The 24,524-nt window shown below is 36.4% G+C and carries 18 protein-coding genes and 9 pseudogenes; 10 read left to right on the top strand and 17 right to left on the bottom strand.

Annotated elements, in window-relative coordinates; genetic code table 11:
- Positions 1–27 precede the first annotated feature (27 nt).
- From asmA to apbC, 4 genes are all read right to left on the bottom strand, one after another.
- Entirely contained in the window at positions 28–1,854 is a 1,827-nt protein-coding gene (gene asmA, locus ARADI_RS01985) for an outer membrane assembly protein AsmA (RefSeq protein ID WP_182853029.1), read from the bottom strand.
- 140 nt (positions 1,855–1,994) lie between these two features.
- Positions 1,995–2,597, bottom strand: coding sequence for a dCTP deaminase (gene dcd, locus ARADI_RS01980; protein ID WP_119710962.1), 603 nt, complete (start codon positions 2,595–2,597; stop codon positions 1,995–1,997).
- A 43-nt stretch (positions 2,598–2,640) separates the two neighbouring features.
- The gene (gene udk / locus ARADI_RS01975) at positions 2,641–3,282 is read right to left on the bottom strand and encodes a uridine kinase (protein ID WP_119710961.1); all 642 of its coding nucleotides are present in this window, start codon (positions 3,280–3,282) and stop codon (positions 2,641–2,643) included.
- Positions 3,283–3,466: 184 nt separating this feature from the next.
- Positions 3,467–4,582 carry an iron-sulfur cluster carrier protein ApbC gene (gene apbC, locus ARADI_RS01970; protein ID WP_119710960.1) on the bottom strand — a complete coding sequence of 372 codons (1,116 nt, stop codon included), beginning with the start codon at positions 4,580–4,582 and terminating at the stop codon, positions 3,467–3,469.
- 217 nt (positions 4,583–4,799) lie between these two features.
- On the opposite strand from apbC, the gene metG reads away from it, so the two are divergent.
- From metG to ARADI_RS01950, 4 genes and pseudogenes are all read left to right on the top strand, one after another.
- Positions 4,800–6,830 (top strand): methionine--tRNA ligase, encoded by a 2,031-nt coding sequence (metG, locus tag ARADI_RS01965; protein ID WP_119710959.1) that lies wholly within the window; start codon positions 4,800–4,802, stop codon positions 6,828–6,830.
- A 140-nt stretch (positions 6,831–6,970) separates the two neighbouring features.
- Positions 6,971–7,360, top strand: coding sequence for a CidA/LrgA family protein (locus ARADI_RS01960; protein ID WP_119710958.1), 390 nt, complete (start codon positions 6,971–6,973; stop codon positions 7,358–7,360).
- Positions 7,361–7,419: 59 nt separating this feature from the next.
- Positions 7,420–8,111 (top strand): annotated as a pseudogene (locus tag ARADI_RS01955) (CidB/LrgB family autolysis modulator).
- A gap of 356 nt (positions 8,112–8,467) precedes the next feature.
- Positions 8,468–9,030: pseudogene (locus tag ARADI_RS01950) on the top strand (YdcF family protein).
- 22 nt (positions 9,031–9,052) lie between these two features.
- Here ARADI_RS01950 and ARADI_RS01945 read toward each other — a convergent pair.
- The 6 genes from ARADI_RS01945 to ARADI_RS19380 form a co-directional block, all read right to left on the bottom strand.
- Positions 9,053–9,292, bottom strand: coding sequence for a DUF418 domain-containing protein (locus ARADI_RS01945; RefSeq protein ID WP_238149226.1), 240 nt, complete (start codon positions 9,290–9,292; stop codon positions 9,053–9,055).
- A gap of 439 nt (positions 9,293–9,731) precedes the next feature.
- Positions 9,732–9,965: a hypothetical protein gene (locus tag ARADI_RS01940; RefSeq protein WP_119710956.1), complete on the bottom strand. Its 234-nt coding sequence runs from the start codon at positions 9,963–9,965 to the stop codon at positions 9,732–9,734.
- A 6-nt stretch (positions 9,966–9,971) separates the two neighbouring features.
- Positions 9,972–10,142 (bottom strand): hypothetical protein, encoded by a 171-nt coding sequence (locus ARADI_RS01935; protein WP_182853028.1) that lies wholly within the window; start codon positions 10,140–10,142, stop codon positions 9,972–9,974.
- A 14-nt stretch (positions 10,143–10,156) separates the two neighbouring features.
- The gene (gene folE / locus ARADI_RS01930; protein ID WP_119710955.1) at positions 10,157–10,816 is read right to left on the bottom strand and encodes a GTP cyclohydrolase I FolE; all 660 of its coding nucleotides are present in this window, start codon (positions 10,814–10,816) and stop codon (positions 10,157–10,159) included.
- Positions 10,817–11,884: 1,068 nt separating this feature from the next.
- Positions 11,885–12,679, bottom strand: coding sequence for an NAD-dependent epimerase/dehydratase family protein (locus ARADI_RS01925; RefSeq protein ID WP_119710954.1), 795 nt, complete (start codon positions 12,677–12,679; stop codon positions 11,885–11,887).
- Positions 12,670–12,804, bottom strand: a complete 135-nt coding sequence (locus ARADI_RS19380) for an NAD-dependent epimerase/dehydratase family protein (RefSeq protein WP_119710953.1) — start codon at positions 12,802–12,804, stop codon at positions 12,670–12,672. Before ARADI_RS19380 ends, ARADI_RS01925 begins: the two co-directional genes overlap by 10 nt.
- 564 nt (positions 12,805–13,368) lie before the next feature.
- On the opposite strand from ARADI_RS19380, the pseudogene moeA reads away from it, so the two are divergent.
- Together moeA and moeB are read left to right on the top strand one after the other, a co-directional pair.
- Positions 13,369–14,611, top strand: a pseudogene (moeA, locus tag ARADI_RS01915) (molybdopterin molybdotransferase MoeA).
- A gap of 2 nt (positions 14,612–14,613) precedes the next feature.
- Positions 14,614–15,361 (top strand): annotated as a pseudogene (gene moeB / locus ARADI_RS01910) (molybdopterin-synthase adenylyltransferase MoeB).
- Between the two features lie 103 nt (positions 15,362–15,464).
- On the opposite strand, the pseudogene ARADI_RS01905 reads toward moeB, so the two are convergent.
- A pseudogene (locus ARADI_RS01905) lies at positions 15,465–15,999 on the bottom strand (LOG family protein).
- A 332-nt stretch (positions 16,000–16,331) separates the two neighbouring features.
- Between ARADI_RS01905 and rhtA the strand changes: the two are divergent.
- The 3 genes from rhtA (at position 16,332) to ARADI_RS01890 (ending at position 18,378) form a co-directional block, all read left to right on the top strand.
- Positions 16,332–17,207, top strand: a complete 876-nt coding sequence (gene rhtA, locus ARADI_RS01900) for a threonine/homoserine exporter RhtA (protein ID WP_119710952.1) — start codon at positions 16,332–16,334, stop codon at positions 17,205–17,207.
- A gap of 248 nt (positions 17,208–17,455) precedes the next feature.
- The gene (gene dps / locus ARADI_RS01895; protein ID WP_119710951.1) at positions 17,456–17,914 is read left to right on the top strand and encodes a DNA starvation/stationary phase protection protein Dps; all 459 of its coding nucleotides are present in this window, start codon (positions 17,456–17,458) and stop codon (positions 17,912–17,914) included.
- A gap of 218 nt (positions 17,915–18,132) precedes the next feature.
- A complete protein-coding gene (locus ARADI_RS01890; protein ID WP_119710950.1) occupies positions 18,133–18,378 on the top strand; it encodes an alkylphosphonate utilization protein in 246 nt (81 codons plus the stop codon).
- Between the two features lie 16 nt (positions 18,379–18,394).
- Here ARADI_RS01890 and dinG read toward each other — a convergent pair.
- Positions 18,395–20,519: pseudogene (dinG, locus tag ARADI_RS01885) on the bottom strand (ATP-dependent DNA helicase DinG).
- A gap of 249 nt (positions 20,520–20,768) precedes the next feature.
- Here dinG and sseA point away from each other — a divergent pair.
- A pseudogene (sseA, locus tag ARADI_RS01880) lies at positions 20,769–21,539 on the top strand (3-mercaptopyruvate sulfurtransferase).
- A 72-nt stretch (positions 21,540–21,611) separates the two neighbouring features.
- Here sseA and ARADI_RS01875 read toward each other — a convergent pair.
- The 5 genes and pseudogenes from ARADI_RS01875 to ARADI_RS01865 all read right to left on the bottom strand — a co-directional run.
- Complete coding sequence (locus ARADI_RS01875; protein ID WP_119710949.1) at positions 21,612–21,863, bottom strand: GlsB/YeaQ/YmgE family stress response membrane protein; 252 nt, start codon at positions 21,861–21,863, stop codon at positions 21,612–21,614.
- A 273-nt stretch (positions 21,864–22,136) separates the two neighbouring features.
- On the bottom strand, positions 22,137–22,364 hold the full coding sequence (locus ARADI_RS17095) for a hypothetical protein (RefSeq protein ID WP_238149075.1): 228 nt from the start codon (positions 22,362–22,364) through the stop codon (positions 22,137–22,139).
- Positions 22,361–22,420: a hypothetical protein gene (locus ARADI_RS19375; RefSeq protein ID WP_255420637.1), complete on the bottom strand. Its 60-nt coding sequence runs from the start codon at positions 22,418–22,420 to the stop codon at positions 22,361–22,363. Before ARADI_RS19375 ends, ARADI_RS17095 begins: the two co-directional genes overlap by 4 nt.
- A 130-nt stretch (positions 22,421–22,550) precedes the next feature.
- A pseudogene (locus tag ARADI_RS01870) lies at positions 22,551–23,012 on the bottom strand (tRNA-dihydrouridine synthase).
- Positions 23,013–23,181: 169 nt separating this feature from the next.
- A pseudogene (locus tag ARADI_RS01865) lies at positions 23,182–24,333 on the bottom strand (DEAD/DEAH box helicase); the annotation flags it as partial.
- Positions 24,334–24,524 lie beyond the last annotated feature (191 nt).

Raw genomic sequence — 24,524 nt, 5'->3', positions numbered from 1 at the left:
ATCATTTGTTATAAATTTAAGCTAAAACTAATTTTTCGATTTAACTTCTTTGTCTAACAACTTATCCAGTGCTTTTTTAGCTTGTGATTGAAACTCATCATGCAGCAATTTTTCAATATTCAATTGATATTGTAAATTTTTCCACTTACCATAAATACGTATAGGAATGGACAATTGATTAATTTTATTAATAAAATTATCATTTCCATCCCAGCCTTTATTGATATTAACCAGCAATTTCACGTCTGCTGATTTCCCCGCTAAATTTAGCCAACCGTTACCATTGATAATCATAGCGTCGTCTGAAGAAGCAACTAGATTTGAGAACGATAGCATGCCCTTATTAAGTTTTGTATCAACGGTTAAATTTTCAATTTGCGTATTATCGTCAAGATTTTGCGGGGTATCAATTTTATCAGTAAGGCGTGAAAAGGCGTGTTGGATCAGTGAAGCTATATTTAATCCTGTTAACTGTGCCTTGGATAACATTACATTAGCGCTACCGGACCAAAAATTTAGCCGCGCAAATTTATCATATCCAGGCCCTGATAAATTTGCTGCTAACATCAATGAACCATCTAGTTTGGTCGGCATATCAAAGGATTGCAGCAAAGGAGCTAACCTAACATGATTAAATTTGGGTTTAGCAGCGACGATAACCGGACTATTTTGATAATTTAAACTAATAGGTAATTCAAAATTTCCACCTAATAATCGACCTTCTAGCTGACTAACATTTAATAACGCTTTTTTATTGGTTATCTTAGACTTAAAGCTATCAACAACTAAACCTCGATATATAAGTTTATCGGCAGAGATTGTTGCCTGAAATGGAAATTGCTTTAAATAACTTAAATCATAACTATCGGTTTCAACCGTCGCAATAACAGGCTTAGGACTTACTTGAGGAGTTATCTTTGTCTCTGTTAAAGGTTGTAATAAAGATTGCCAACCTAAAATCTTATCTAAATCCAGTTTTGTGGAAGTAATATTTAATTGATAATCTAGTGATTTACCTAAATGAGCAACTAAATTTCCAGTTAAATTACTATCATTAACGTCAATAGCTAAATTAGACAGGGTTAATATTGGTTGCTGATCATGCAAATAATCAAACAATAAAGTTGCATTGCCGCTAATGCCATCTGTTGGTAAATTAATACCACTAATTTTATATTCTAATTGATTGATTTCCCCAGCAATCTGATGCGGATAATCTGCAATATTTAACTTACTTTTTAAAGAAAAATTGAGATCCTGCTGATCCTTACTTACATTGCTACTAAAATTAACGCTAATAAAATGATTATCTTCCCTTCTGAGCGACAACATAATATTACGCATATTTAGCTGGGTATCATTATCCAACTGCCAAATTAACAAACTATCAGTTAGTTTTATTTTATTAATCTCAAATAACCATTTGCTATCACTATTATTTTTCCTACTAATACGGTTAAGGCCTTCTGGAGCAATCGAGGCATCTTGATTTAATTTTGCTTCACTATCTAGAGTAGCGCGCAAAACTGCATTACTGATTACAATCTGTTCAACAGACAGTTGGTGGGAAATTAACGGCCATAAGGAGACATCAAGCCGCATGTTATCTGCACTAATAGCCGACTTAGTCGCGCCCGGCGCGGTGAGTGAAATCGGCCCAGTAATAATACTTAGCCTAGGCCATACATGCCAGCGCATTTCGCCTTGAAAAACTAAATGATAGCCGCTTTTTTGTTCAACTTTATCAATTAAATAGTGACAAAAATCATTGGGATTAACGAGCAACACTAGCGCCGTTAAGCCTGCTAAAATAACCACCATCAGAATAGCTAATGTGGTCAAAAATCGTTTCATCACTGTCTCCATCAATGGTATTCAAACAAACAATTAATGACTTCACCTTTAGATAGCTTATTTTCCGTGATCTGAGAAAATAAAATTATTTTGGTTATAGCATGATTTCAGCAAAACACCGAATTAATTAACTTAAAATATCACAATTTATGATTACTTTTATCATCTTCACTAATTCTACTCCCTACCGCACCTTGTTGATTTTTATATTTTGCGTCCTGACGACGATTATAGGGGCGCTCAGCTGAACCGGATAAAATTTCAAAACTTAATGAGCCAATAACCATACCCGGCCATAGTGCCAATGGTAGTTTACCTGAATTATAAAACTCTAGCACAATCTGACCACACCAACCGGGATCAATACGGTGAGCAGTAACATGCACCATCAATCCCAAGCGGGCAAGAGAAGAACGGCCATCAAGCCAACCAACAGCATTATCAGGCAAAGTGACTGATTCTAAAGTGACCGCCAATGCTAATTCACCCGGATGCAAAAAAAACGCACCATTCTGGTTTAAGGTAATTTCATCACTCATCACCCGATCTAATGCAGCATTAACTTCATTTTTAGGCCCACTAAGATCGATATAAGGTGCAGTATAGCCCTGAAATATTCGAAATTTATTACCTAAACAAACATCAACAGTTACCCCATTGATCCGTTCAATTGATGGGCGTGGTTCAATAACCAACTTCTTTTCATCAAGCCATTTAATTATATCACGGTCACAAAGTCGCATTTTTCCATCTCCTTGCGAGAATGCCTAATCTATTTATAGATAATTATTGGCAGAATTCCGCTATTTTAGCTTTTAGAATATCAATCGCCACTCGATTTTTTCCACTACGAGGAACAATAATATCTGCATATTGTTTCGATGGCTCGATAAATTGAAGAAACATTGGGCGAACAGTTTTAGTATATTGTTCAATAACAGAATCTAATGTTCTTCCTCGTTCATTGACATCCCGTTTAATTCTTCTTACTAAGCAAATATCCAATGGCGTATCAACATAAATGGCAAAATCCATATTCTTACGTAAGCGCTTATCAGTTAATAATAAAATACCTTCAATAATAATCACTTTTTTAGGCTGAAAAAACATGGTTTCATGCTTACGTGTATGCTGAGTATAATCATATTGTGGCAGATCAATGCCTTTTCCTGCCTTCAACAATTCCAGATGATGAAAAAGCAGATCATGATCCATTGAATTGGGATGGTCGTAATTTACTTTCACTCGTTCTTCCATCAGCATGTCATGTTGATCTCGATAGTAACAATCCTCAGTGATCAGACCAATATTGTGGTCACCCACTTGAGTACGTAATTCATGATAAAGCGTTTTCGCAATAAGACTTTTACCTGATACTGAAGCACCTGATATACCGACAATAGCGCACTTATGTGCTGGATCAGCCATTTTAAATAACCTGAGTTTAAATAATGGGAATTAATATAATTAAATATTATGAGCGCCGGAATTATAAGGGGTTATTATAGTATCTTCCAGCATTTAAAATTAGGTCTGGCTAATTTTAATAACAAGACCTAATAATTATCACTTCATATTTATTTTCAAGCAATAAGTTATGGAATTAATCAGTTTAAATAGCACGGAAAGCAATTTCAGTGTGAATTTTCTCTCCTGCCCAATACATTTGAGCCGAAATCGTCGATGCTATTTCCCGATAAATAGCAGCGAATTCACCATTAGGATCCCGCATTACTGTCGGTTGACCTTGATCTAAATCCTCACGCAGAGAAATATGTAACGGGATCTTACCTAACAGCTGGCACTGGTATTTTTCAGCCAATATTTCTGCACCACCAGAACCAAAAATAGGCTCCACGTAGCCACAATTGCTACAAATATGTAGACTCATATTTTCAACAATACCCAATACCTGCACTTTCACTTTGTCAAACATCGCGATGCCTTTCATCGCATCAAGCAAAGCAATATCTTGTGGTGTGGTAACAACAATCACCGCGGTAACTGGTATATTCTGTGCTAAGGTTAATTGAATATCACCGGTTCCAGGTGGCATATCAATCACTAAATAATCTAAATCTGGCCATTCGGTATCCTGTAACATTTGCATCAAAGCCTTGCTAGCCATTGGACCACGCCATATCATCGCATTATCATCATTAATCAAATAACCAATTGAATTAGTCGCTAGCCCATGATAAGACATTATCGGTACCATATGATGTCCATCAGGTGATGTGGGCCGCTGATTTTTAGTTGCCAACATAGTCGGAATAGAGGGACCATAAATATCAGCATCCAGAATACCTACCTTCGCTCCTTCTTGCGCTAATGCCAACGCCAAATTCAATGTTGTGGTTGATTTGCCAACCCCTCCTTTACCTGAACTGACAGCAATAATATTACGTACTCCATTAATGCCAGGCAAATTATTAGCTCTACGTAAAGTATTGATATTATGACGTAATTTCCACTCTACTGTTTGTGCGCCAGTTATTTTTCGTAATTGCGGTGTCAGTTGCTCAATTAATAACTTAAACGGTGTTTTCCAGGCAAAGGGCATGACTAATTCAATATGTAAAACATCATCGAGTAATACACAATGACATAATGCCTTTAATGTACTCAGATTACTTTGCAGTGTTGGATGAGAAAATGTGTCTAAAACCTCAGCAACTTGCTGAGTTAACTTTTCTGCTTTTGTTTGTTTCAAGGATCCTGAATTCATCGCAGCTCCTTTTATTTAGTATTAAATTATCAACAATTAATCACTACATCATACCAGAGAACAGTTTAATTAAGATAAATAGATAATAAAATGACGCTTATCAAGCAAAATTACGATAAAATAATGATTGATTAGTCATGTTCAGGCCTAGCCGAAAAAAACTCAATCAGTTAACATCAAATTATTGTTCAATTTTTATGGGAATTAGATCCTTACTATGTCTCAAGTCGCGAAAAAACTTTTGGTAACCTGTGCGTTACCTTATGCTAACGGTTCAATACACCTTGGCCATATTTTAGAGCATATTCAGGCCGATATTTGGGTTCGTTATCAACGAATGCGCGGCAAGCAGGTTTACTTTATATGTGCCGATGATGCTCATGGCACTCCAATTATGCTAAAAGCTCAGCAATTCAGTATAACGCCTGAGGAGATGATTAGTAAAGTAAATCAGGAACATCAACATGATCTTGCTGACTTTGCCATTAGTTATGATAATTACCATTCAACTCATAGTGTAGAAAATAAAACATTATCTGAACAAATTTATTTAACACTAAAAAAGAGTGGCTATATCAAAAACAAAACTATCTCGCAACTTTATGATCCCAAGCAAGGTATGTTTCTACCCGATCGCTTTGTTAAAGGGGGTTGCCCAGAATGCCAAGCCGCTGATCAATACGGTGATAATTGTGAGGTCTGTGGCGCAACTTATAACCCAACAGAACTTATCAATCCCTACTCGGTGATTTCTGGTGCAACGCCTGAAATGCGTGAAACAAAGCATTTTTTCTTTGATTTACCCGCATTTAGTCATATGCTACAAAGTTGGACACGCTCAGGGGCTTTGCAACCACAAGTGGCAAATAAAATGCAAGAGTGGTTTGAGGCAGGTTTACAGCAATGGGATATTACTCGTGATGTCCCTTACTTTGGTTTTGAAATCCCTAATGAGCATGGCAAATATTTTTACGTCTGGTTAGATGCTCCTATTGGTTATATGGGGACATTTAAAAATCTATGTGACAAACAACCCAATATTGATTTCGATAGTTATTGGCACAAAGATTCTACTGCCGATCTTTACCACTTTATCGGTAAAGACATTGTTTACTTCCATAGCCTATTTTGGCCAGCAATATTAGAGGGTAGTGGTTATCGTAAGCCTACCAATATCTTTGTTCACGGTTATATCACTGTAAATGGCGCAAAAATGTCCAAATCACGGGGCACTTTTATTACCGCGCGCGCCTATTTAGATCAGCTGGATGCTGATTGTTTACGTTACTATTATGCCGCTAAGCTTTCTTCCCGCATTGATGATATTGACCTTAACTTAGAAGACTTTGTCCAACGGGTAAATAGCGACATCGTGAATAAAGTCGTCAACCTCGCGGCTCGCAATGTTGGATTCATTAATAAACGCTTTGATGGTAAGTTATCATCGCAACTTGCGGCTCCTGAGCTTTACCAGCAATTTATTGCCGCAGCAGACAAAATTGGTCAACAATTTTGTCATCGTGAATACAATAAGGCAATTCGTGAAATTATGTTACTTGCCGATCTAGCCAATCGCTATATTGATGAGCAAGCACCCTGGGTAGTCGCTAAACAGGAAGATCGCGAACAAAATTTACATGATATCTGTTCGATGGGTATCAATTTATTTCGCGTGCTAATGACTTATTTAAAACCTATATTACCGTGGCTCACTAATCGGGCAGAAACTTTTTTAAATATTTCACTCAACTGGGATGATATTAGCGACCCTTTGTTAAATCATAAAATTACGCCATTTAAAACCTTATTCCAGCGAATTGAAATGAACAATATAACTACTATGTTAGCGGCGGCATCTAGCCAAAATATAACGGCACAAACGATGACTAATCAACAAGATCCAGAAAATTCTCTCCAAAATATCATCAGTTTTGATGACTTCGACAAAGTAGACTTACGAGTTGCTTTAATTAAGCAAGCTGATTTAGTTGAAGGCTCCGATAAGCTGCTAAAACTCCAATTAGATTTAGGTGATAGCAACCGACAAGTTTTTTCTGGTATTCGCGCGGCTTATCCTGATCCGAAAGTACTTGAAGGGCGCTTAACGATCATGGTCGCTAATTTAGCGCCACGAAAAATGCGGTTTGGCATTTCAGAAGGAATGGTATTAGCCGCCGGTCCTGGTAATAAAGATATCTTTCTATTAAGTCCAGATGCTGGTGCCAAGCCCGGTATGAAAGTAAAATAGGTTACAAAAAACATTAAATTAAAATGGCGACAATCGCATTTTCGCCATTTTTAATCCTAGAGACTACAAGCAGCCTGGCACATTAAGTGAGCTAGTTGTATTATCAGTATGTTTTATTATAGGACTGGTATTATGTTGTTTTGCAAAAATATCCTTATATTAGTTGGCAATATTTACGTGCTTTTTTATTCATTTATCTATGCCTAATAATAGAAAACCTAATATCAAATTTGCTGCCTTTTTCTCTGCCAGGTAGTATAATCGGTATGCTGGTGTTGTTTAGCTTATTAACCGTCCAAATCATACCTGTCCACTGGATACAACCCGGCTGTCATTTGCTACTCAAAAATGTAACATTGCTATTTATTCCAATCGGAGTAAGCATAATGAATTATTATGATATGTTTAGCCAACAAATTATCCCTATTTTACTCTCCTGCATTATTAGTACCTTAATTATTATGATTATTGTTGCTTATAGCTCACACTGTATTCATCGTGAACCTAATTTAAATTACCTCGGATGCTAGTAAGCAGCAGAAAAAAACCAAAGTAAGCAAAAAAATAGGCCAAATAACGAATAACAACAATGTTAAATCATATCTGGTGGTCACTACCTTTCATTATCGTTTTCTTATTAGCGAGAAAATTATCCCAAAAATATCGATTAACTATTTTAAATCCGCTGTTAATTTCAATCAGTATCATTATTGATACTTTACTAATAACACATACTTCATATAGCCATTATTTCTCTGGTAGCCGTATTCTCAATGATTTGTTACAGCCGGCAGTTATTGCCTTGGCTTTGCCATTATACGAGCAATTACATCAAATTCGTGCCCAATGGAAATCCATTATTAGTGTTTGTTTTATCGCAAGTCTGATTGCTATGGTAACAGGAACCGCTATTGCGTTATGGGCAGGCGCGAGTGTCGAAATGGCTGCTTCAATATTGCCAAAATCTGTTACAACACCGATTGCGATGCTGTTTCACAAGGGATTGGCGGCATACCAGCCATTAGTGCAGCTTGTGTGATTTTAGTTGGCATTTTTGGTGCTATGTTTGGGCATGTACTGTTTAATTTTTTGCGTATAAAAACCCCTATTGCTCGAGGATTAGCGATGGGAGCAGCCTCACATGCAGTAGGTACTGCGCGTAGCGCCGAGATAAACTACATTGAAGGTGCCTATAGTTCTCTCGCATTAATGACATGTGGCATAATCACCTCATTAATTGCCCCTTTCATTTTTCCTTTAATAATCGATTTATTATATTAAAGTGATTAGCTATAAAAAATGAATCAATAACATGGTAATCACTTTCTGTCTATTTTATGTAGAAAAGTTAATCTTACTGGCGGGCGATAACTTTAATTTTTAGGCTATTTTAGCTGAATAAATTTAAATCAAATCTAGCCAGTTGCCACAGTTGTCTTGAACAATGTGTTAAAGTAACTAATTCGAGGTAATTTCAGCTAGTCTGAATATCGTATTTACAAACTTGCTGCCTTCTGGCTATTATAAGTCTTATCTAGCAATAAGCTGTTGAATTAATCAGCGGCCGCGCATGATAATAAGTAAAATAGCCCTTATTAAGCTGACTTTCTCTATCCTGTAATCTATAGGCATAAATGATGAGGAAATTCCTTATTTATAGCTTATTACTTACCATTATAGTAACTGCAACCGTTGCTACTCTGGCATTCGATCATTGGATTAGTTGGAAAACTGGTGACTATATCTATGATGATGTAAAAAAATTACCACCTCGCGGCGTTGGTATGATTTTAGGCGAGTCAAAATATTATTCTGCCGGTTTACCTAATGAGTACTATAAATATCGAATTCAGGGCGCCATTAATGCTTATAATAGCGGTAAAATAAAATACTTGACTCATCAAGTGTTTGCCACTAACAACTTTACTATTATTACCCAACGTTTCCATTGTGAAAGAATATTATTTATCGCTATGAAAAAAGGGATAGATGCTCAGTGCTATGCAGTTTCCTCACCAAAAAAAATCATTAAAGTTTGTTTACGCGAGGTTTTTTTGCCCGTATTAATGCCCTAATTGATCTCTATATATTAAAAAGTGAACCCCGTTTTTTGGGACAACAGGAATCTATTCCCGCACCGATAAAAATGCCTGATGGCATCAAAGGATATCCTGCCGTTTTACCTGAAGAGCTGAAATAATTTCAGCTAGCAAGTAGCGAATTTATTGGTTAAATAACGCCATAACAACTCTATCGGCCCTTGCGTAAAATATTTCAACCAACATAGCAAATATAATATTAATAAACCAAATCAGCGGCACAAAACTAAGTAATGCTAAACGGCCAAATTGAACAAAAAAACCAAACCGATAAAAAATAGTGGTACAGATCAGCGTCTGTAATAAGTAGCTATTTAAAGCCATACTACGGCCAACTGATTGCAGCCATTTAATAATGAAGATATTTTTTATTTGTGGCCAAAAACCATAAATAATAGCAATATAGCCAATAATTTGAACAGGAATAATAATCTAATTAATAATAAAACCTAATAACCCAGTTACAATATGACTCCAATCATAGTAATACTGGATAGCGATAGAAAAAAGTTGAATAAAAATAGTTAGTGGGATTGTCCAATAAGCAACATAGCGATAATGAAACAAAGAAAAATTTCACGTTAACCAGCCAATTCTCACTAATGCCAATAACTGCCAACCATAATGGATCACTAAAATAATTAATCTTTGTGCTACCGATTCAGCCCGCTATTTTAATGTTGATCTCATTAGTAAAATCATTTTCTGCTGGATACCAAAATAACGAAGCATCAGTAAAATAACTAAAACTGCAAAAAATAATTAAGCCGGATAAATAAATAACAATAGATTGATAATATAGCTATCTAGTGTTATTAAGATAAATAAATTTTATTACCAATAGCCCCGTCAAAGCATAAGGCAATAGAATATCCCCATCCCATAACCCAATGCCATGCAGCAGACCAATAATAATAGCCAACACAAACAGACGAATTTTATTCCAATATAAACCCTGCTTAGACAAAAATTCAAAGCTTGCACCAAATAACAAACTAAAAATTGCCAGAAATTTTCCCTGCAAAAAGATATTCAAAAATACCTAGCACCAAATATCCCCGGCTGTTTTACTAGCAATATAAACTGGATTCACATAAGCTAATTCAGGTAGCGCAAAAGCAAAAATATTAACCAGTAAAATTGCAAAAATAGCGCTTGCACGCAGCAGATCAATTTGTTCAATCCGCTGCCGCCTGGCTTTAATAACAAACATTAATTAGCGGTAATTCAGCGAGAAATATTGCGTAAAAACTCCTGACGAGTATTTTGACTAGATTTAAATAAACCTCCTAGCGAGGTTGTCATGGTACTACTGCTTACATCACGAACGCCTCTGGCTTTCACACAATAATGAACAGCATCAATTGAAACCGCGACATTACTTGTACCTAATAAAATTTGTAGCGCAATTAAAATCTGCTGGGTCAAACGCTCCTGAACTTGTGGCCGTTGAGAAAAAAATTGAACAATACGATTAATTTTAGATAAACCAATCACTTTATCCTTTGGAATATAGGCCACAGTCGCCTTACCATCGATAGTGACAAAATGATGCTCACAGACACTAGTTAACGTAATATCGCGAACCGTTACCATTTCGTCGAAATCCATTTTATTTTCGATCAAAGTAATTTTAGGGAAATTATTATAATCGAGGCCTGAGAAAATTTCGTCAACATACATTTTAGCAACGCGCTTAGGTGTTTCCGCTAAGCTATCATCTTTAAGATCGAGATTAAGTAAACGCATAATTTCAATCATGTGTCCTTCAATCTGTTGTTTACGCTCATTTGAGGAAGAAAGAGATTGACCGCAAAGAGGGGTTTCAAGACCCCGTACTTCTAGTGCTTTACGAACAAGATGCGCTTCTTGACTGAGCGATGACATGCATTTCTCCAACAATAAAATTTAACTAAACATTCAATAAATGGATACCATTATCCGATTACAATAGCCTATCATAACAAAATATTTTTTATATCGCGCTAATTTTCATATCAGAGTCATTATTTATTCTTTTTTTCTGTTCATTTATATCAAAACATCAATTTATATTACTATAAATAATCAATTTACTGACTATACCCTCATTTTAAACCAATCGAATTTCGACTAAATATTTTATCAAAAAAATGAGCATGTTAGCTAGCAAAATTGATTGCTGTAATATCACAACACAATAAATAGTGGCTGTCGTTTTTGTATACTTATATTGTTATTCATTGTGCGTGACAGAGCGCTAAATCAATAAGAACGCAAAGGATAGTCAAAATTGAATAATTATTTAAAAAAGATCGTTATTATTTTGTATTTTTGTCAGTATTTCTATCAAATTATTAATTTCTTTTTCAGTTAATCCATAGCTAACCCTTTCACATATTGAAAGGGAAGTTTTTATTAACTGCTGCTCTAATTGTTTCCCTTTTTCTGTTAAAAAAGCATTAGAAATCTGGCGGTTGTTTTCAGGTACTACTTTTTATATAAAACCTTCCCCCCCACCCAGGTGCATTAGCATACGAGTAATACCGGTCTTATCTTTAATTAACTTATCAGAAATAATGGTTTGATTTATTCCATCCTCTTCCTATAAACATTTCATAATCAATAACTGTTCTGGTGATAAATTAAACGGATTCAGTATCTCTTTTATTTTACATGTCAGTAACAGATCGGTTTGATGAATAAATTTATAAAAAAATTTCGCTTAATGCACTCCTAATATATGAATAATTTACTAAGGCAAAATTTCTTTATGATCAGTTTAACAAAATCCTGGCTTAAAGAGAAGTCAGCGGCAAATTTTAACATCAAGAGTGCAATTTCAGTCGACTTTATTTTTTACCTAATATTTTGTTATTTTTAACGCAATATCCTTGTTAACTTAAATTATAATTGTAAGCTAACCTGACCATTCAATGTCGCATTAATTAATGCGACAGCTACAGATTTATCTCCTTAAGACCTACTCATAATCGTAACAATTTCTTTTTCAATTGAATGATGACTAGGTATCCATCCTAATAACTCTCTTGCTTTAGCACTATTTAAATTGCTATTCACTCCAATGACGAGCGATACAATTTCTCCCCATAGCTGTTTAGCTTGTGCAAAATTTATGCTGGCAACGGTTCGCTTTCTTGTCATTTTTTTATTAATCATCATAACAAGATCTTTAACTTTCATCTCAAAGCTAGAGGGATGATATAATTCGCCAGCCGCTGATTTTTCTAATGCTAACCAATAGAGTTCCGCTAAATCCTGCACATGCACAAACAACAGCATATTGTCACCATTATTAATATAAAATAGCTTATTATGTTGTAATGCCTCAGCAATTAAGAAAGGTAAAATAAAGTTGCCACCTTTGCCATATGGATGATGGTTCCTAATCACGATGGTTCTTATTCCATTTTTAGCCTCATTTAAAACTAAATTCTTAGTTTGTACTCTTTTAGCTATAAATGCCGGAGGAACCTTAGCAACATAATCTTCGGCCAATGCAGTGCCTTCGCCACCGATAGTCTGTAAATCAGCCACTACCATCGCACCACTGGAGTAAATAAAAGTTTTATTTGTCCCTCTCATAGGGGCAATAATGGTTTCAACAGCTAAATAATCATGTTCAAACACCGATGTTTCATTACCAAATACACCTGGCATCGCGCTATAGATAACCGCATCAACTTTTTTCACCATAGGTTTTAAGCTATCAAGCTTCAAAATATCACCACATACTAGCGTTATAGCCATTTTTTTATCTTTTCCGCAGCGGAGGTTGATCTCGCTAACCCATAAAGCTCAACAGGTCGGGTTTTCAATTTCTCAACGATAGCTGAGTCAATATAACCAGTTCCGCCAATAATTAATATTTTCATCTAGCTACACCTCAATTTATTTTATTTATTACTATTAACGTATGTAATACGTTAACCAAATAACAGTCGATTAGTCAACTGTTATTTGGGCAATAATTGACTAGATGAAATAGGTTGTTATAATAAATAAAATTTAATTAATTCATATATTTATATAATAAAGGACGAAATTTCAAACCAATTAAATTGCTAAAGCTAGTATGTACTAATCACTTTTTTTGATAAATAATGATAAAAATTGGCGGGCGCCCACACTAATTTTCCATTAAGTAGCAGGTATGACAGAGCAGAAACCATTTTGCCATCTGCTGCATTTTCCCATGCTAATCTCAATAAAAACGAATGTTTATTCTGGCACTAGCAACAATTTGTACAAACCGGCACGATGTAAACCTGCATAATTATGTTTTCAGTCTTGAATACTAAATTAAATTAATCCATAAAGAGGCAATAAAGTAGATAACTTCTTTGTTAATAAGTGAGATTGTTATCATAATGCACTGAAAATATTTGGCAAAATTATGCCAATATCAGTCAAAATGGTAGTATTATTTGGAGCCAGATATGGAGCATTATCATACCAAAGAATTATTATCGCTGCAGGAAGCATTAAATAATATATTTACCTTAATACCCCAATTGCAAAAAAAAAAGAAATTATCCAACTAACAGAATCGATTAATCGTATTACCGCCCGAGAAATTATATAGCCAATTAATGTCCCTCCATTCGATAATTCAGCTATGGATGGTTATGTAATACGCTTTAATGATTGGCAAGACGTCGCCCCATTGGTTGTTGCGGGTACAACGCTAGCTGGTTCTCCTTTTCGCGATCCGCTACCAGTCAAGTCTTGTATTCGCATTATGACAGGAGCGCCGATCCCCTCTGGTGTTGATATGATCATCATGCAAGAAAACACCCAATTAGTTGATAATACCATTAGTTTCACTCAGCCAATAAAACCAGCTAGTAATATTCGTTTTGCCGGCGAAGATATTTGACAGGGTGATACGGTCTTGACAATAGGCAACAAACTTTCCGCCACTCAGATATCTCTTATTGCATCATTGGGAGTCAGTGAGATTGAAGTTTTTCGCCAGTTGAAAGTGGCTATTTTCTCTACTGGTGATGAACTACAAACTATTGGCCAGCCACTGGCTGCTGGTCAAATCTATGATACCAATCGGCTGGCAATACGCTTGATATTAGAAAAAATGAACTTCCAAGTGATTGATTTAGCAATTATTGCCGATGATCCTGACAAACTCTATCAAGCGTTTGAACAAGCAGATCAACAAGCCGATCTGGTTATTAGCAGCGGTAGTGTATCGGTGGGGGAAGCTTATTGTACTAAGCAGATCCTTAATGAAATAGGCAGCATTAATTTTTGGCACCTAGCAATCAAACCTGGTAAACCATTTGCCTTTGGTAAACTAGAATCTGCCTGGTTTTGTAGTTTACCGGGTAATGCCGTATCCGCTATAGTCACCTTTTATCAACTGGTACAACCCATTATCAATCACCTTTCCGCTTTTAGCCAATGGCAAAGTACACCCTATTTAAAAGCACGCACCACCAACCTGATAAAAACATCACCAGGACGCCTTGAGTTCCAACGAGGGGTTGCCCGGGTAAATTCTCAAGCCGAGTTAGAGGTAACCCCATGCACAGCAAGGTTCACACATTTTGAGTTCCTTTAACCAAAGTAATTGTTTTATCGTTTTAGAGCAAAATCGTGGCGCGGTTAACGCAGGTGAATTAGTTGATTATTGAGTATTTTAATCATTTATTAATAAGTGAATAAGTATGGCTATTGAATTATCTGACCAAGAGATACTCCGTTATAATCGCCAAATTATTGTACAAAACTTCGATTTTGACGGACAAGAAAAATTAAAAGCAGCAAAAGTATTAATTGTCGGAATGGGTGGTTTAGGTTGTGCCGCCGTTCAATGTTTAGCCGCTGCTGGCATCGGACAGCTAACACTATTGGATTTTGATACCGTCTCTCTATCAAATTTGCAACGGCAAATCCTATACAACGACCAATCTATCGGTAACGCAAAAGTTGACTCGGCCAAAACCGGATTACATAACATTAATCCACATATAGAAATTTCTACGGTTAATAGAAAACTGGCAGAATATGAACTGAATACTTTAATTAAACAACAAAATGTAATCGTTGATTGTACCGATAATGTGACTATTCGCGAACAGCTTAATCGCCTATGTTTAACGCTAAAACGCCCATTAGTATCAGGTGCAGCTATTTGCATGGAAGGACAACTGGTGGTATTAACTTATCAAGATAATACCCCCCTGCTATCACTGTTTAAGTCGTTTATTTGGTGAAAATAATCTCTCTTGTATCGAAACCGGCGTTATGTCTCCACTGGTTGGTATTATGGGTAGCTTGCAAGCGATGGAAACACTAAAATTATTCACTAACTTTGGTAAAGTTATCAGCGGAAAAGTGCTATTTTATGATGCTATGTCAACAGAATTTCGAACGATTAATTTAATGCCTGATCCTAATTGTGAAGTCTGTTAGGCAACCACCATATAGAGCTAACTTTTATAGCTGTGAAACCAATATATCACTTTTTAATTATTTATTTTATTAGTGCTAACCAAGTGATGGAAACTCAACACAGCTATAGATCATCATAAGTTTTTACTGAAGGCGCCGTATAGTGTAAAAAACGATCAAGTAAATTGGCCGCCTTATCTTCAACAATCGCCATACGTCGATATTTTTCTTGTAAAAACTTTTCATCAGCCATTTTTTCTATCATAGTAACTAACGGCGCCCAATAATTATTAACATTTAATAACCCACATGGTTTTGTATGTAAGCCAATTTGACCCCAAGTAAAAACTTCACTAAATTCTTCCAGGGTACCAAATCCCCCTGGTAGAGCAATAAATCCATCAGCCAAATCAATCATTTTTTGCTTACCTTGATGCATAGTATCGATAATATGGATTTCACTCAAACCTGTATGAGAAATCTCACGTTCAACTAATAAATTAGGCATTACTAGGCATTACACCAACCACTCAACCACCTTGCTCCAATACCGAATTAGCTAAAACACCCATAATACCGACGCTGCCACCGCCATAAACCAGCGTTATTTTTCTGTTAACTAGTTCCGATGCCAATGCAATTGCCTGCTGTTGATAAATATCACTGGCTCCTACACTAGATCAGCAATAAACTGTTACACTATTTATCTTATCCACATTATCCTCCTTAACTTAAATTTACTAATGTCAGCCCTAGCAGACATTAATCAAATCTAACAAACACATAAATATTTTTTATGTCATTTCTTTTTTAAAATTAACAATTATTATAGTGAATATCCTATTTACAATCGGCATTGAAAAGAATATCTGTTTACTTATTTTTTATGTAATAATTACACAATATCATTAACCAAATCTTGCTGTTACTGAGTTATTATTTAGTTTCCTAACATTTATTTTATTCTCTATTTTTGAGGGGTTACCTCCAGATGTCATTTGTCTTAAATCAAAAGCGTAAAACGCTGTTGCCCGTATTGTTGTTGCTATGCGCAATGATATCAATACAAAGTGGAGCTTCATTAGCAAAAAGTCTATTTCCAACTATCGGTGCACTTGGCGTAACAGCTTTAAGACTATTTTTGGCAACAATTATTCTTTTTATAATTTTTAAGCCTTGGCGAAAAAAATTACGCGGCCATTCATTAAAACATTTAGTTATTTATGGTATTTCCTTAGGCTCAATGAATTCGCTGTTTTATCTATCGCTAGAAAGAATCCCATTAGGGATCTCTGTTGCATTAGAGTTCACTGGCCCTTTAGCCTTAGCAATGTTCTCATCTGACCGCGCGATTGACTTTGTTTGGATATTAATGATTATTATTGGATTAGCCTTTCTACTACCTTTTGGAAACAATATTAATAGTTTAGATCCAGTTGGTATTACTTATGCTTTAGCTGCCAGTATTTGCTGGGGAACGTATATCATCTTTGGTCAGCGGGCTGGGGCGGGTTATGGTACAGCAACAGTGGCTTTAGGTTCGTTTATCTCGACATTGATTTTTTTCCCGGTCGGCCTTCTTACCGTTGGCATTGAACCCCTATTTGATCTGTCAATTCTACCAATTGCCCTTGCGGTGGGTATTTTGTCAACGGCCTTCCCTTACACGCTTGAAATGTTTGCTCTAACACGTATGCCGGCAAAAACATTTGGTACCTTAATGAGTTTGGAACCAGCAATGGGAGCCTTGATGGGCATGATATTTCTTAATGAACACTTAACATTAACCCAGTGGTTCGCGCTATTTTGTATCATTGGCGCATCAATTGGTTCAACGTCTACCATGAAAAAAAAACGAAACGGTTGAAATCAATTAAGTCGTTTTCATGCTCAAACAGTGTGAATTCAAGCCTAAATTCACACTGTAACTTGTTGCTAATTTCCCTTGCATTCCTATTTTTTATCACCATATTTATAATTGTAAGTAATAAAATAACGCTTACATCAATATTACCTATCAATTTAATAGGATCAAATGATAAGACTATTGATTAATAATAAGTTATTGTTTAGATAAAGTATTAATACATTATTTGATATAATGGGAGCGTAATAATGAGCACAGCTAAATTAGTTAAAGTACCGAAAATTGATTTACTTTATACCCGTAATGATATTAGTGATAGTACTAAAAAACACGCTATTTCTGTTTTAAATCCGCTAGTTGCACAACTTATTAATCTATCATTGATGATAAAACAAGCACATTGGAATCTGCGCGGTAGAAACTTCATTGCTGTTCATGAATTATTAGATGAATTTAATTCCTCTATTTTAGAACATCAAGATGAATTAGCGGAACTCGTAGTACAAATAGGTGGTACAGCTATGGGCACACTAGAAAGCGTTCATGGCCATACACCATTAAAAGCATACCCAACCAATATTCACGATGTACAAGATCATTTGAAAGCTTTGGCCGATCGGGCTGCGGTGGTTGCCAATAATGTGCGTAAAGCAATTGATGAAATTGGTGAAGTGGATGCAGAAGATATTCTCACCGGCGCTTATTGAAAAATAACCGTTGTATCTCTCGATAACTATATAAAAACAAAATGTCGTCATTTAGCCACACAGGAGTGTGGCTTTTTTATGTTTATTTATCCACTTAATATCAATCATTTTTTTACTATAATTGTTAGCATTGTTAGCATTGTTAGCATTGTTAGCATTGTTAGCATTGTTAGCATTGTTAGCATTGTTAGCATTGTTAGCAATTAATAAGGATTTTCATGGATATTGTCGTTAAAGATGCTAATGGCGCACACTTAAGCGATGGAGATAGTATGCAAGTTATAAAAGATCTGAAAGTTAAAGAAACATCAAAAACCCTAAAACGAGGTACGGCAATAAAAAACATTCACCTAACGCAAAATAAAGATGAAATTGAGTGTAATGCAGAAGGAATTAAAGGTTTAGTGCTAAAAACCTGCTTTCTGCAAAAAAATCAGCTAATTTCAATAAGGAGTAATAAGTAGCAGATAAAAAGGCTTATTACTCCGTTTTTTTAGGAAATATCGAGGATATTTCCGGTTCAACAATCGGAAACACCGGTAATAAAGCTAATAAACGAGCACCATACTGCTTGGTTCTTAGTCGTTTATCATAGATAATAATCTCACCATAACAATCATGGCTACGGATTAAGCGACCAACTTGCTGAATTAACGTGAACGAAGCAGTTGGCAAACTTTGTACTTCAAATGGATAAAGATTTAACGTTTTTAACCATTCATTTTCTGTAATAATAATAGGGTTTGTGATCGGTGGACAAGAAATTTTTTGAATATGTGCCTGCGACAAATAATCGCCTTTTAGATCCAAACCTTCAGCAAAGGATTGTAATCCAACTAAAACGCTAATAAGCCCTTGATCAATACGTTGACAATGAGTCTCTACCAACCGATAACGCGGTTTATCACCCTGAACCAACAATTACTCGCGTAACTCCTTAACCTGATTCAAAAAACCTTCCATTGCTCGTTGACTACTAAACAAAAATAGGATACCCCGATGTTTTCCAGACTGGAGTTGTTGTTTAAAATAATCAGCCATTTCCGCTAAATGTAATATTTCATTTTACCAAGTCGGTTCGATTGACATTTTAGGGATCACTAATTGCCCCTGTTTTACATGATCAAAATAAGCTTCTAAACTAACAAAGCGATCATCTTCACGCTCATTTAACCCGGTTAACTCCGTGAAACGGACATAACTATCTAATGAACGTAAGGTAGCTGAAGTCACTATGATGTGCGGAATATTTTGCCATAACAGCTGATTTAATTGTTCATTGACCCGTATACCTGCACAATGAAAATAGTAATGTAACTGATTTTTGTCATAATGACGGCTCAACCATTTAGATACTGGCGTATTTGATAACGTTTCACAGCCAGCTAAACGCCAAAGTTTAACCATATTTTGCCAATAACTGAGCATCTTACTCCTGATTAACAAGGCTACGATGCAAAGTAGCGGCATCATGTTTGCCAGTTTGTTCAGACAAGTGCTCGACTATTTTTTCAGTAAGCACAACGAAATCATGGCTAAGTTATGTAAAAGTTGTTGGCAACAAACATCTAATTCCGCTGGTAATTGACCTAATTTAAACAGATAAATCGGATCCTGACTATTGTCAGGTAATAAATACTGAGTAATAGCGATAACCTGACTAAAGCAATCAATTAATTTTTATCTATGCCGGATTAAATGATTAGCTTTGGCGAGTTTTGGTGGTTTAACTGGGCAGTATTGGCTCAAATAGTGCCCTATATGACGGACAAAATTATCTAACTGCGCGGTTAGATGAGGTAAAGTAATATTCGCTTCAACTTCTAAGCTATCTCGGGCCACATCTGCGATATGATGCGCTTCATCAAGGACTAATAACATCTTTTTAGTCAGGTAAAACTGAGCCACTTTCCATTGCTGCCATCACTAACGCATGATTAGTAACTATGACATCAACTTGCTCAATTTTCCATCTGGCCAAAAAAAAATGGACAGCAATGATAAAACTGACAATTTCTGGCTAAACATCCGACTTTATCGGTACTGATTTTTTGCCATAAACTATCATCTAACGCTGTTTTATAATGATCTCTACCCCGTCCCAATGACCGGCGATAAAATCAGCATGTAGCTGCTGACAAACAGTGCGCTCTTGTTGACTGGTTACCGCTATCTCCTGCTGCAATAAGAACATCAAGTCAATTTGCGGCTGATCTGCCGCACAAATAGCAGTCAAATTGTGTGGGCACAAATAACGCCTGCGGCCAAAAATAGCAATAAATCGTAGATCAGGAATAATTTTAGCCAACAAAGGGAGATCTTTATGTAAAATTTGATCTTGCAAAGCAATATTGGCCGTACTAATGACTAAGTGCTTGCTATTTGCCCGACTAATAGCAATACCCGCAATTAGATAAGATAGGATTTTCCCTACTCCGGTTGGTGCTTCAATAACCAGATGACAGCCTTGTTCACCTGATAATGTCTTAGCTACTTCAGAGATCATTTGCCGTTGGGCAATACGTGGAATAAAGCCGTCAATATAAGTCGATAGCGACTTATACCAAAGGCTTATCTGATTTTTAATTGCGTTAGATAGCGCCATAGAAATCTTATATAAAAATATCAACCATTTTGTTGAGTATAAAACGATAAAAATATTAAATTTATCATAATGTTATTATCAATAAGATAAAAATTTAATCCGCATTTAATTTCTCACAAAAAATCGATATACTAGTTTTAGTTAATATTCAACCCCAAGTTAAATTATTGCTTATTATAGAAGGATATTATGTACGAAGTATTTTTTGTTACCCCACAATGGCTTCATCGGCATTGAACGGATGAAAATATTGTCTTAGTTGATGCTTCTGCTCTGCCACCACCTACCGATCCAACTGATTATCAGCAACGATATTATCAAGGACATATTCCCAATGCGTAATTTTTCAATTTGGATATTGTTGCTGACCAAAGTAAGAATCTACCCCATATGCTGCCTGATGAAATATCTTTTACTCAAGCGTTTGTGAGCAATTAGGCATCAGCAATCATCATCAAGTTGTTATTTATGATCAAGGCGCACTCTTTTCCGCACCGCGCGCCTGGTGGACCTTTAAAACATTAGGCTGTAATAATGTCAAAATTTTAGCCAGTGCGCTATGTGGATGGAAAAAAGCGGTCTATCTCTGCGATATGTGAAAGACAGTATTTTACCGCTAAATGCATTACTGATCAAGCTTTATCCCAACAACAAGTTATTACCCTTCTTCAGCAACCTAATGTCCAATTTATCGATGCACGCCCTACTGCCCGTTTCAGCGCACAACAGCCGGAACCGCGCCCAGGATTAAGGATGGGACATCTGCCAGGCAGTAAAAATGTCCCTTGGGATTGGTTAGTCAATGAAGGTTGTTATAAATCACCAGCAGAATTAAAAGCTATTTTTGCCAAACAATAAGTTGACATTATGCAGCGCACAGTCATTAGCTGTGGTTCAGGTATGACTGCCGCTGTAGTATTACTTGCTTTAATACTTTTAGGTAATAAGAATGTCAAACTTTATGATGGCTCATGGGCTGAATGGGGCCAAAATAATGGATTGCCAATTGAAACGAAGTAAGATAAAAACACAACTGCTAAACTGGCAGTTATGTTTTTATATGAGAAATGCTTATTATCTTTAGATAGTGGGCTATGGGCGAGCGAGCATTCCGGTGATAAAAAGGACAACGATAGCACCAATTACGGAAACAATAAAACTGCTTAAATTAAAGCCATCCACTTTGCCTTTACCAAAGAAGGTACTGATATAACCGCCGACAACTGCGCCGACAATACCGAGGATAATGGTCATGATAATCCCCATATTGTAAGCACCTGGCATGACCCACTTAGCAATAATACCAGCGATTAAACCAAAAATAACCCAGGACAAAATACCCATACACACCCTCCGAAATATCCAACATATCAAATAAGTTAAAAAACTAACTTGCTAACATTTCAAATATATGAACACTTTTTAGTAAAGAACCTAACCGCCAGAAATGCAAATAGATAAGCTATTTTTTATCAAAAATTTGTGATAATCATTTTATATTAGTCGATTAGGCGCCTTATAATATGTTGTATTTTATACTGTTTTTTAAGTATGTTGTGACAAGTCAACAAAAAGTATGACGTTCAATTATATTAGCAATAGCGGCCGATTTTTTCTTTACTCTAATCTGATTAAATAACTCAGCCGCTTCAACATACTTTTACACAAATAACCTAACCACTGTTTAATACGTGCTGCGTGATATTGACCGTTATCACCTTGTTTTTCCAGCTGAATATATTTAAACAGAATTTGCATAACCTGCGGCCAAGCCATCGGTTCAGCTTGATATTTGATCACCTGAGCCAGATTAGGAACATGTAATCCACCTCGGCCAATCATCAACGCGCGTCACAGCCGGTTATCGTCCTGCACTCATTTGCACTATGCCAATCCCAAATTTCGCCATTGGCGATAACCGGTATAGTTTAATTTTGGGTGTATCCGGCCGATAGTTAGCCAATCGATTTTTTATGCCCGATACCCCTCTGCCTTAGTTCGGCCATGAATGATAATTTCTGTCGTACCAGCCTATTGCACCGCATCGGCAATTTCAAATGCCAGACAACGATCCTCCCAACCTAACCTGATTTTTACTGAAGTAGGTAAATTCGTAGGTACTGCCGCCCGGATCGCCTTAGCAGCCTGATATATCCGCTCAGGATCCTTTAGTAGTGTCAGCCCACCGCCATGGCCATTAACTGTCGGGAGACGGGCAGCCACAATTGAAATCCACCCCCCTCCCCAAGAGCCTAACTCTACTGCTCATGCCGCATTTTCAGCTAACCATTGTGGATGCTGACCCAGTAATTGAATACGTACTAATGTACCTGATACAGTTTTACTTGCTTGATATAATTCAGGGCATATTCGATAAAATGTTTTGGTTGGTAATAAACTATCGACTACCCGCAAAAATTCGGTGATACAAAGATCATATTCGTTAACTTCAATTAATAACTCACGCACTAAAGAGTCTAGAACCCCTTCCATCGGGGCGAGTAATATTCGCATTTATCTGTTACCTGGATTTTTTTGGTGCTAAAGCTTTAGTATTAACGTTGCTGGTTGTCGGTTGTTTTAGTGGTTTACTCTTAGCATGAGAAGCTTTTACTACCGATTTACGTCTGCGTTATTTGCTTGCTGAACTCTTTTTTGGTGTTGGTTCTGGCTTAATAGTCGGATCAGGTTCATAGCCTGTGAGTACCATACGCGGGATACTCTATTTTAACAATCGCTCAATCGCTGTTAATAAACTTTGCTCATCAATAGCAACTAGCGACACTGCCAAACCGGTCGCTACCGTACGCCCAATGCGATGTACATAATCCTCTGCCACATTGGGCAATTCGTAATTTACCACATAGGGTAACTGTTCAATATCCAATCCCCTGGCAGCAATATCGGTTGCTACCAGTACTCTAATCGCGCCTGATTTAAAATCTACCAGCGCCCGCGTTCGCGCCGCCTTAGCTTTTATTACCATGGATTGCCATCGCTTTAATCCCATCCTTAATCAGATGTTCAGTTAACCGATTAGCGCCAAATTTAGTGCGGGTGAAAACCAATACCTGCTGCCAATTTTCACTACCAATCAGATAAGAAAGCAATTCAGCTTTACGTCGCTTATCAACAAAATGAATAAGCTGTTTGACCTGCTGTGACGCGGAATTGCGTGGTACCACTGCCAATATGGTCGGATTATGCATTAAACTATTTGTCAACTGTTTAATTTGGTTAGAAAAAGTGGCTGAAAAAAGTAAGTTTTGGCGTTTTGACGGTAATTTATTTAATATCCGTCGAATATCATGAATAAATCCCATATCTAACATTCGATCGGCTTCATCTAATACTAAAATCTCAACCTTTGACAAACTAACGGCATTTTGCTGCACTAAATCAAGCAAACGACCTGGGGTTGCCACTAAAATGTCAACTCCTCCCCGTAATTTCATCATTTATGGGTTGATACTAACACCACCAAAAACCACCAGAGATTTTAAGCGCAAAAATTGGCTATAATCACGCACATTTTGTCCAACCTGAACGGCTATAATTCACGAGTTGGTGCCAAAATTAACGCCCTGACCGGTTTTCTGCTTTTTACAACAAAGTATGTATGACTAAGATACTGTAATATGGGTAAAACAAATCCGGCGGTTTTACCTGTTCCTGTTTGCGCACTAGCTAACATATTTTTTCCCGCTAATATGGCCGGGATTGCCTGCCGCTGAATTAAAGTCGGCTTTTCGTATCCGACCGCTTTAATCGCCGATAAGATCTCTTCAGATAAACCCAATGAGTTAAAACACATAAATATAAAATACTCCAAATTTCAATTGACTTAATTTCAGTCAACTGAATATAAAAACCATCACTATAAGCTATTAAAAATGGCGGTTAATGACAGTAAAATAACTGATTACTGGCAACCGTTATCACCAACTAATAAAAACAAAATAAAATAATTAACATAAATTCATCAAATAACCATTAACCCGATAA

Source organism: Arsenophonus endosymbiont of Aleurodicus floccissimus (genome assembly GCF_900343025.1).
In the GTDB taxonomy this organism is placed as follows: Bacteria; Pseudomonadota; Gammaproteobacteria; order Enterobacterales; family Enterobacteriaceae; genus Arsenophonus.
Note: the sequence above shows the minus strand (reverse complement) of the source record. Positions and strands in the feature narration are given on the sequence as shown.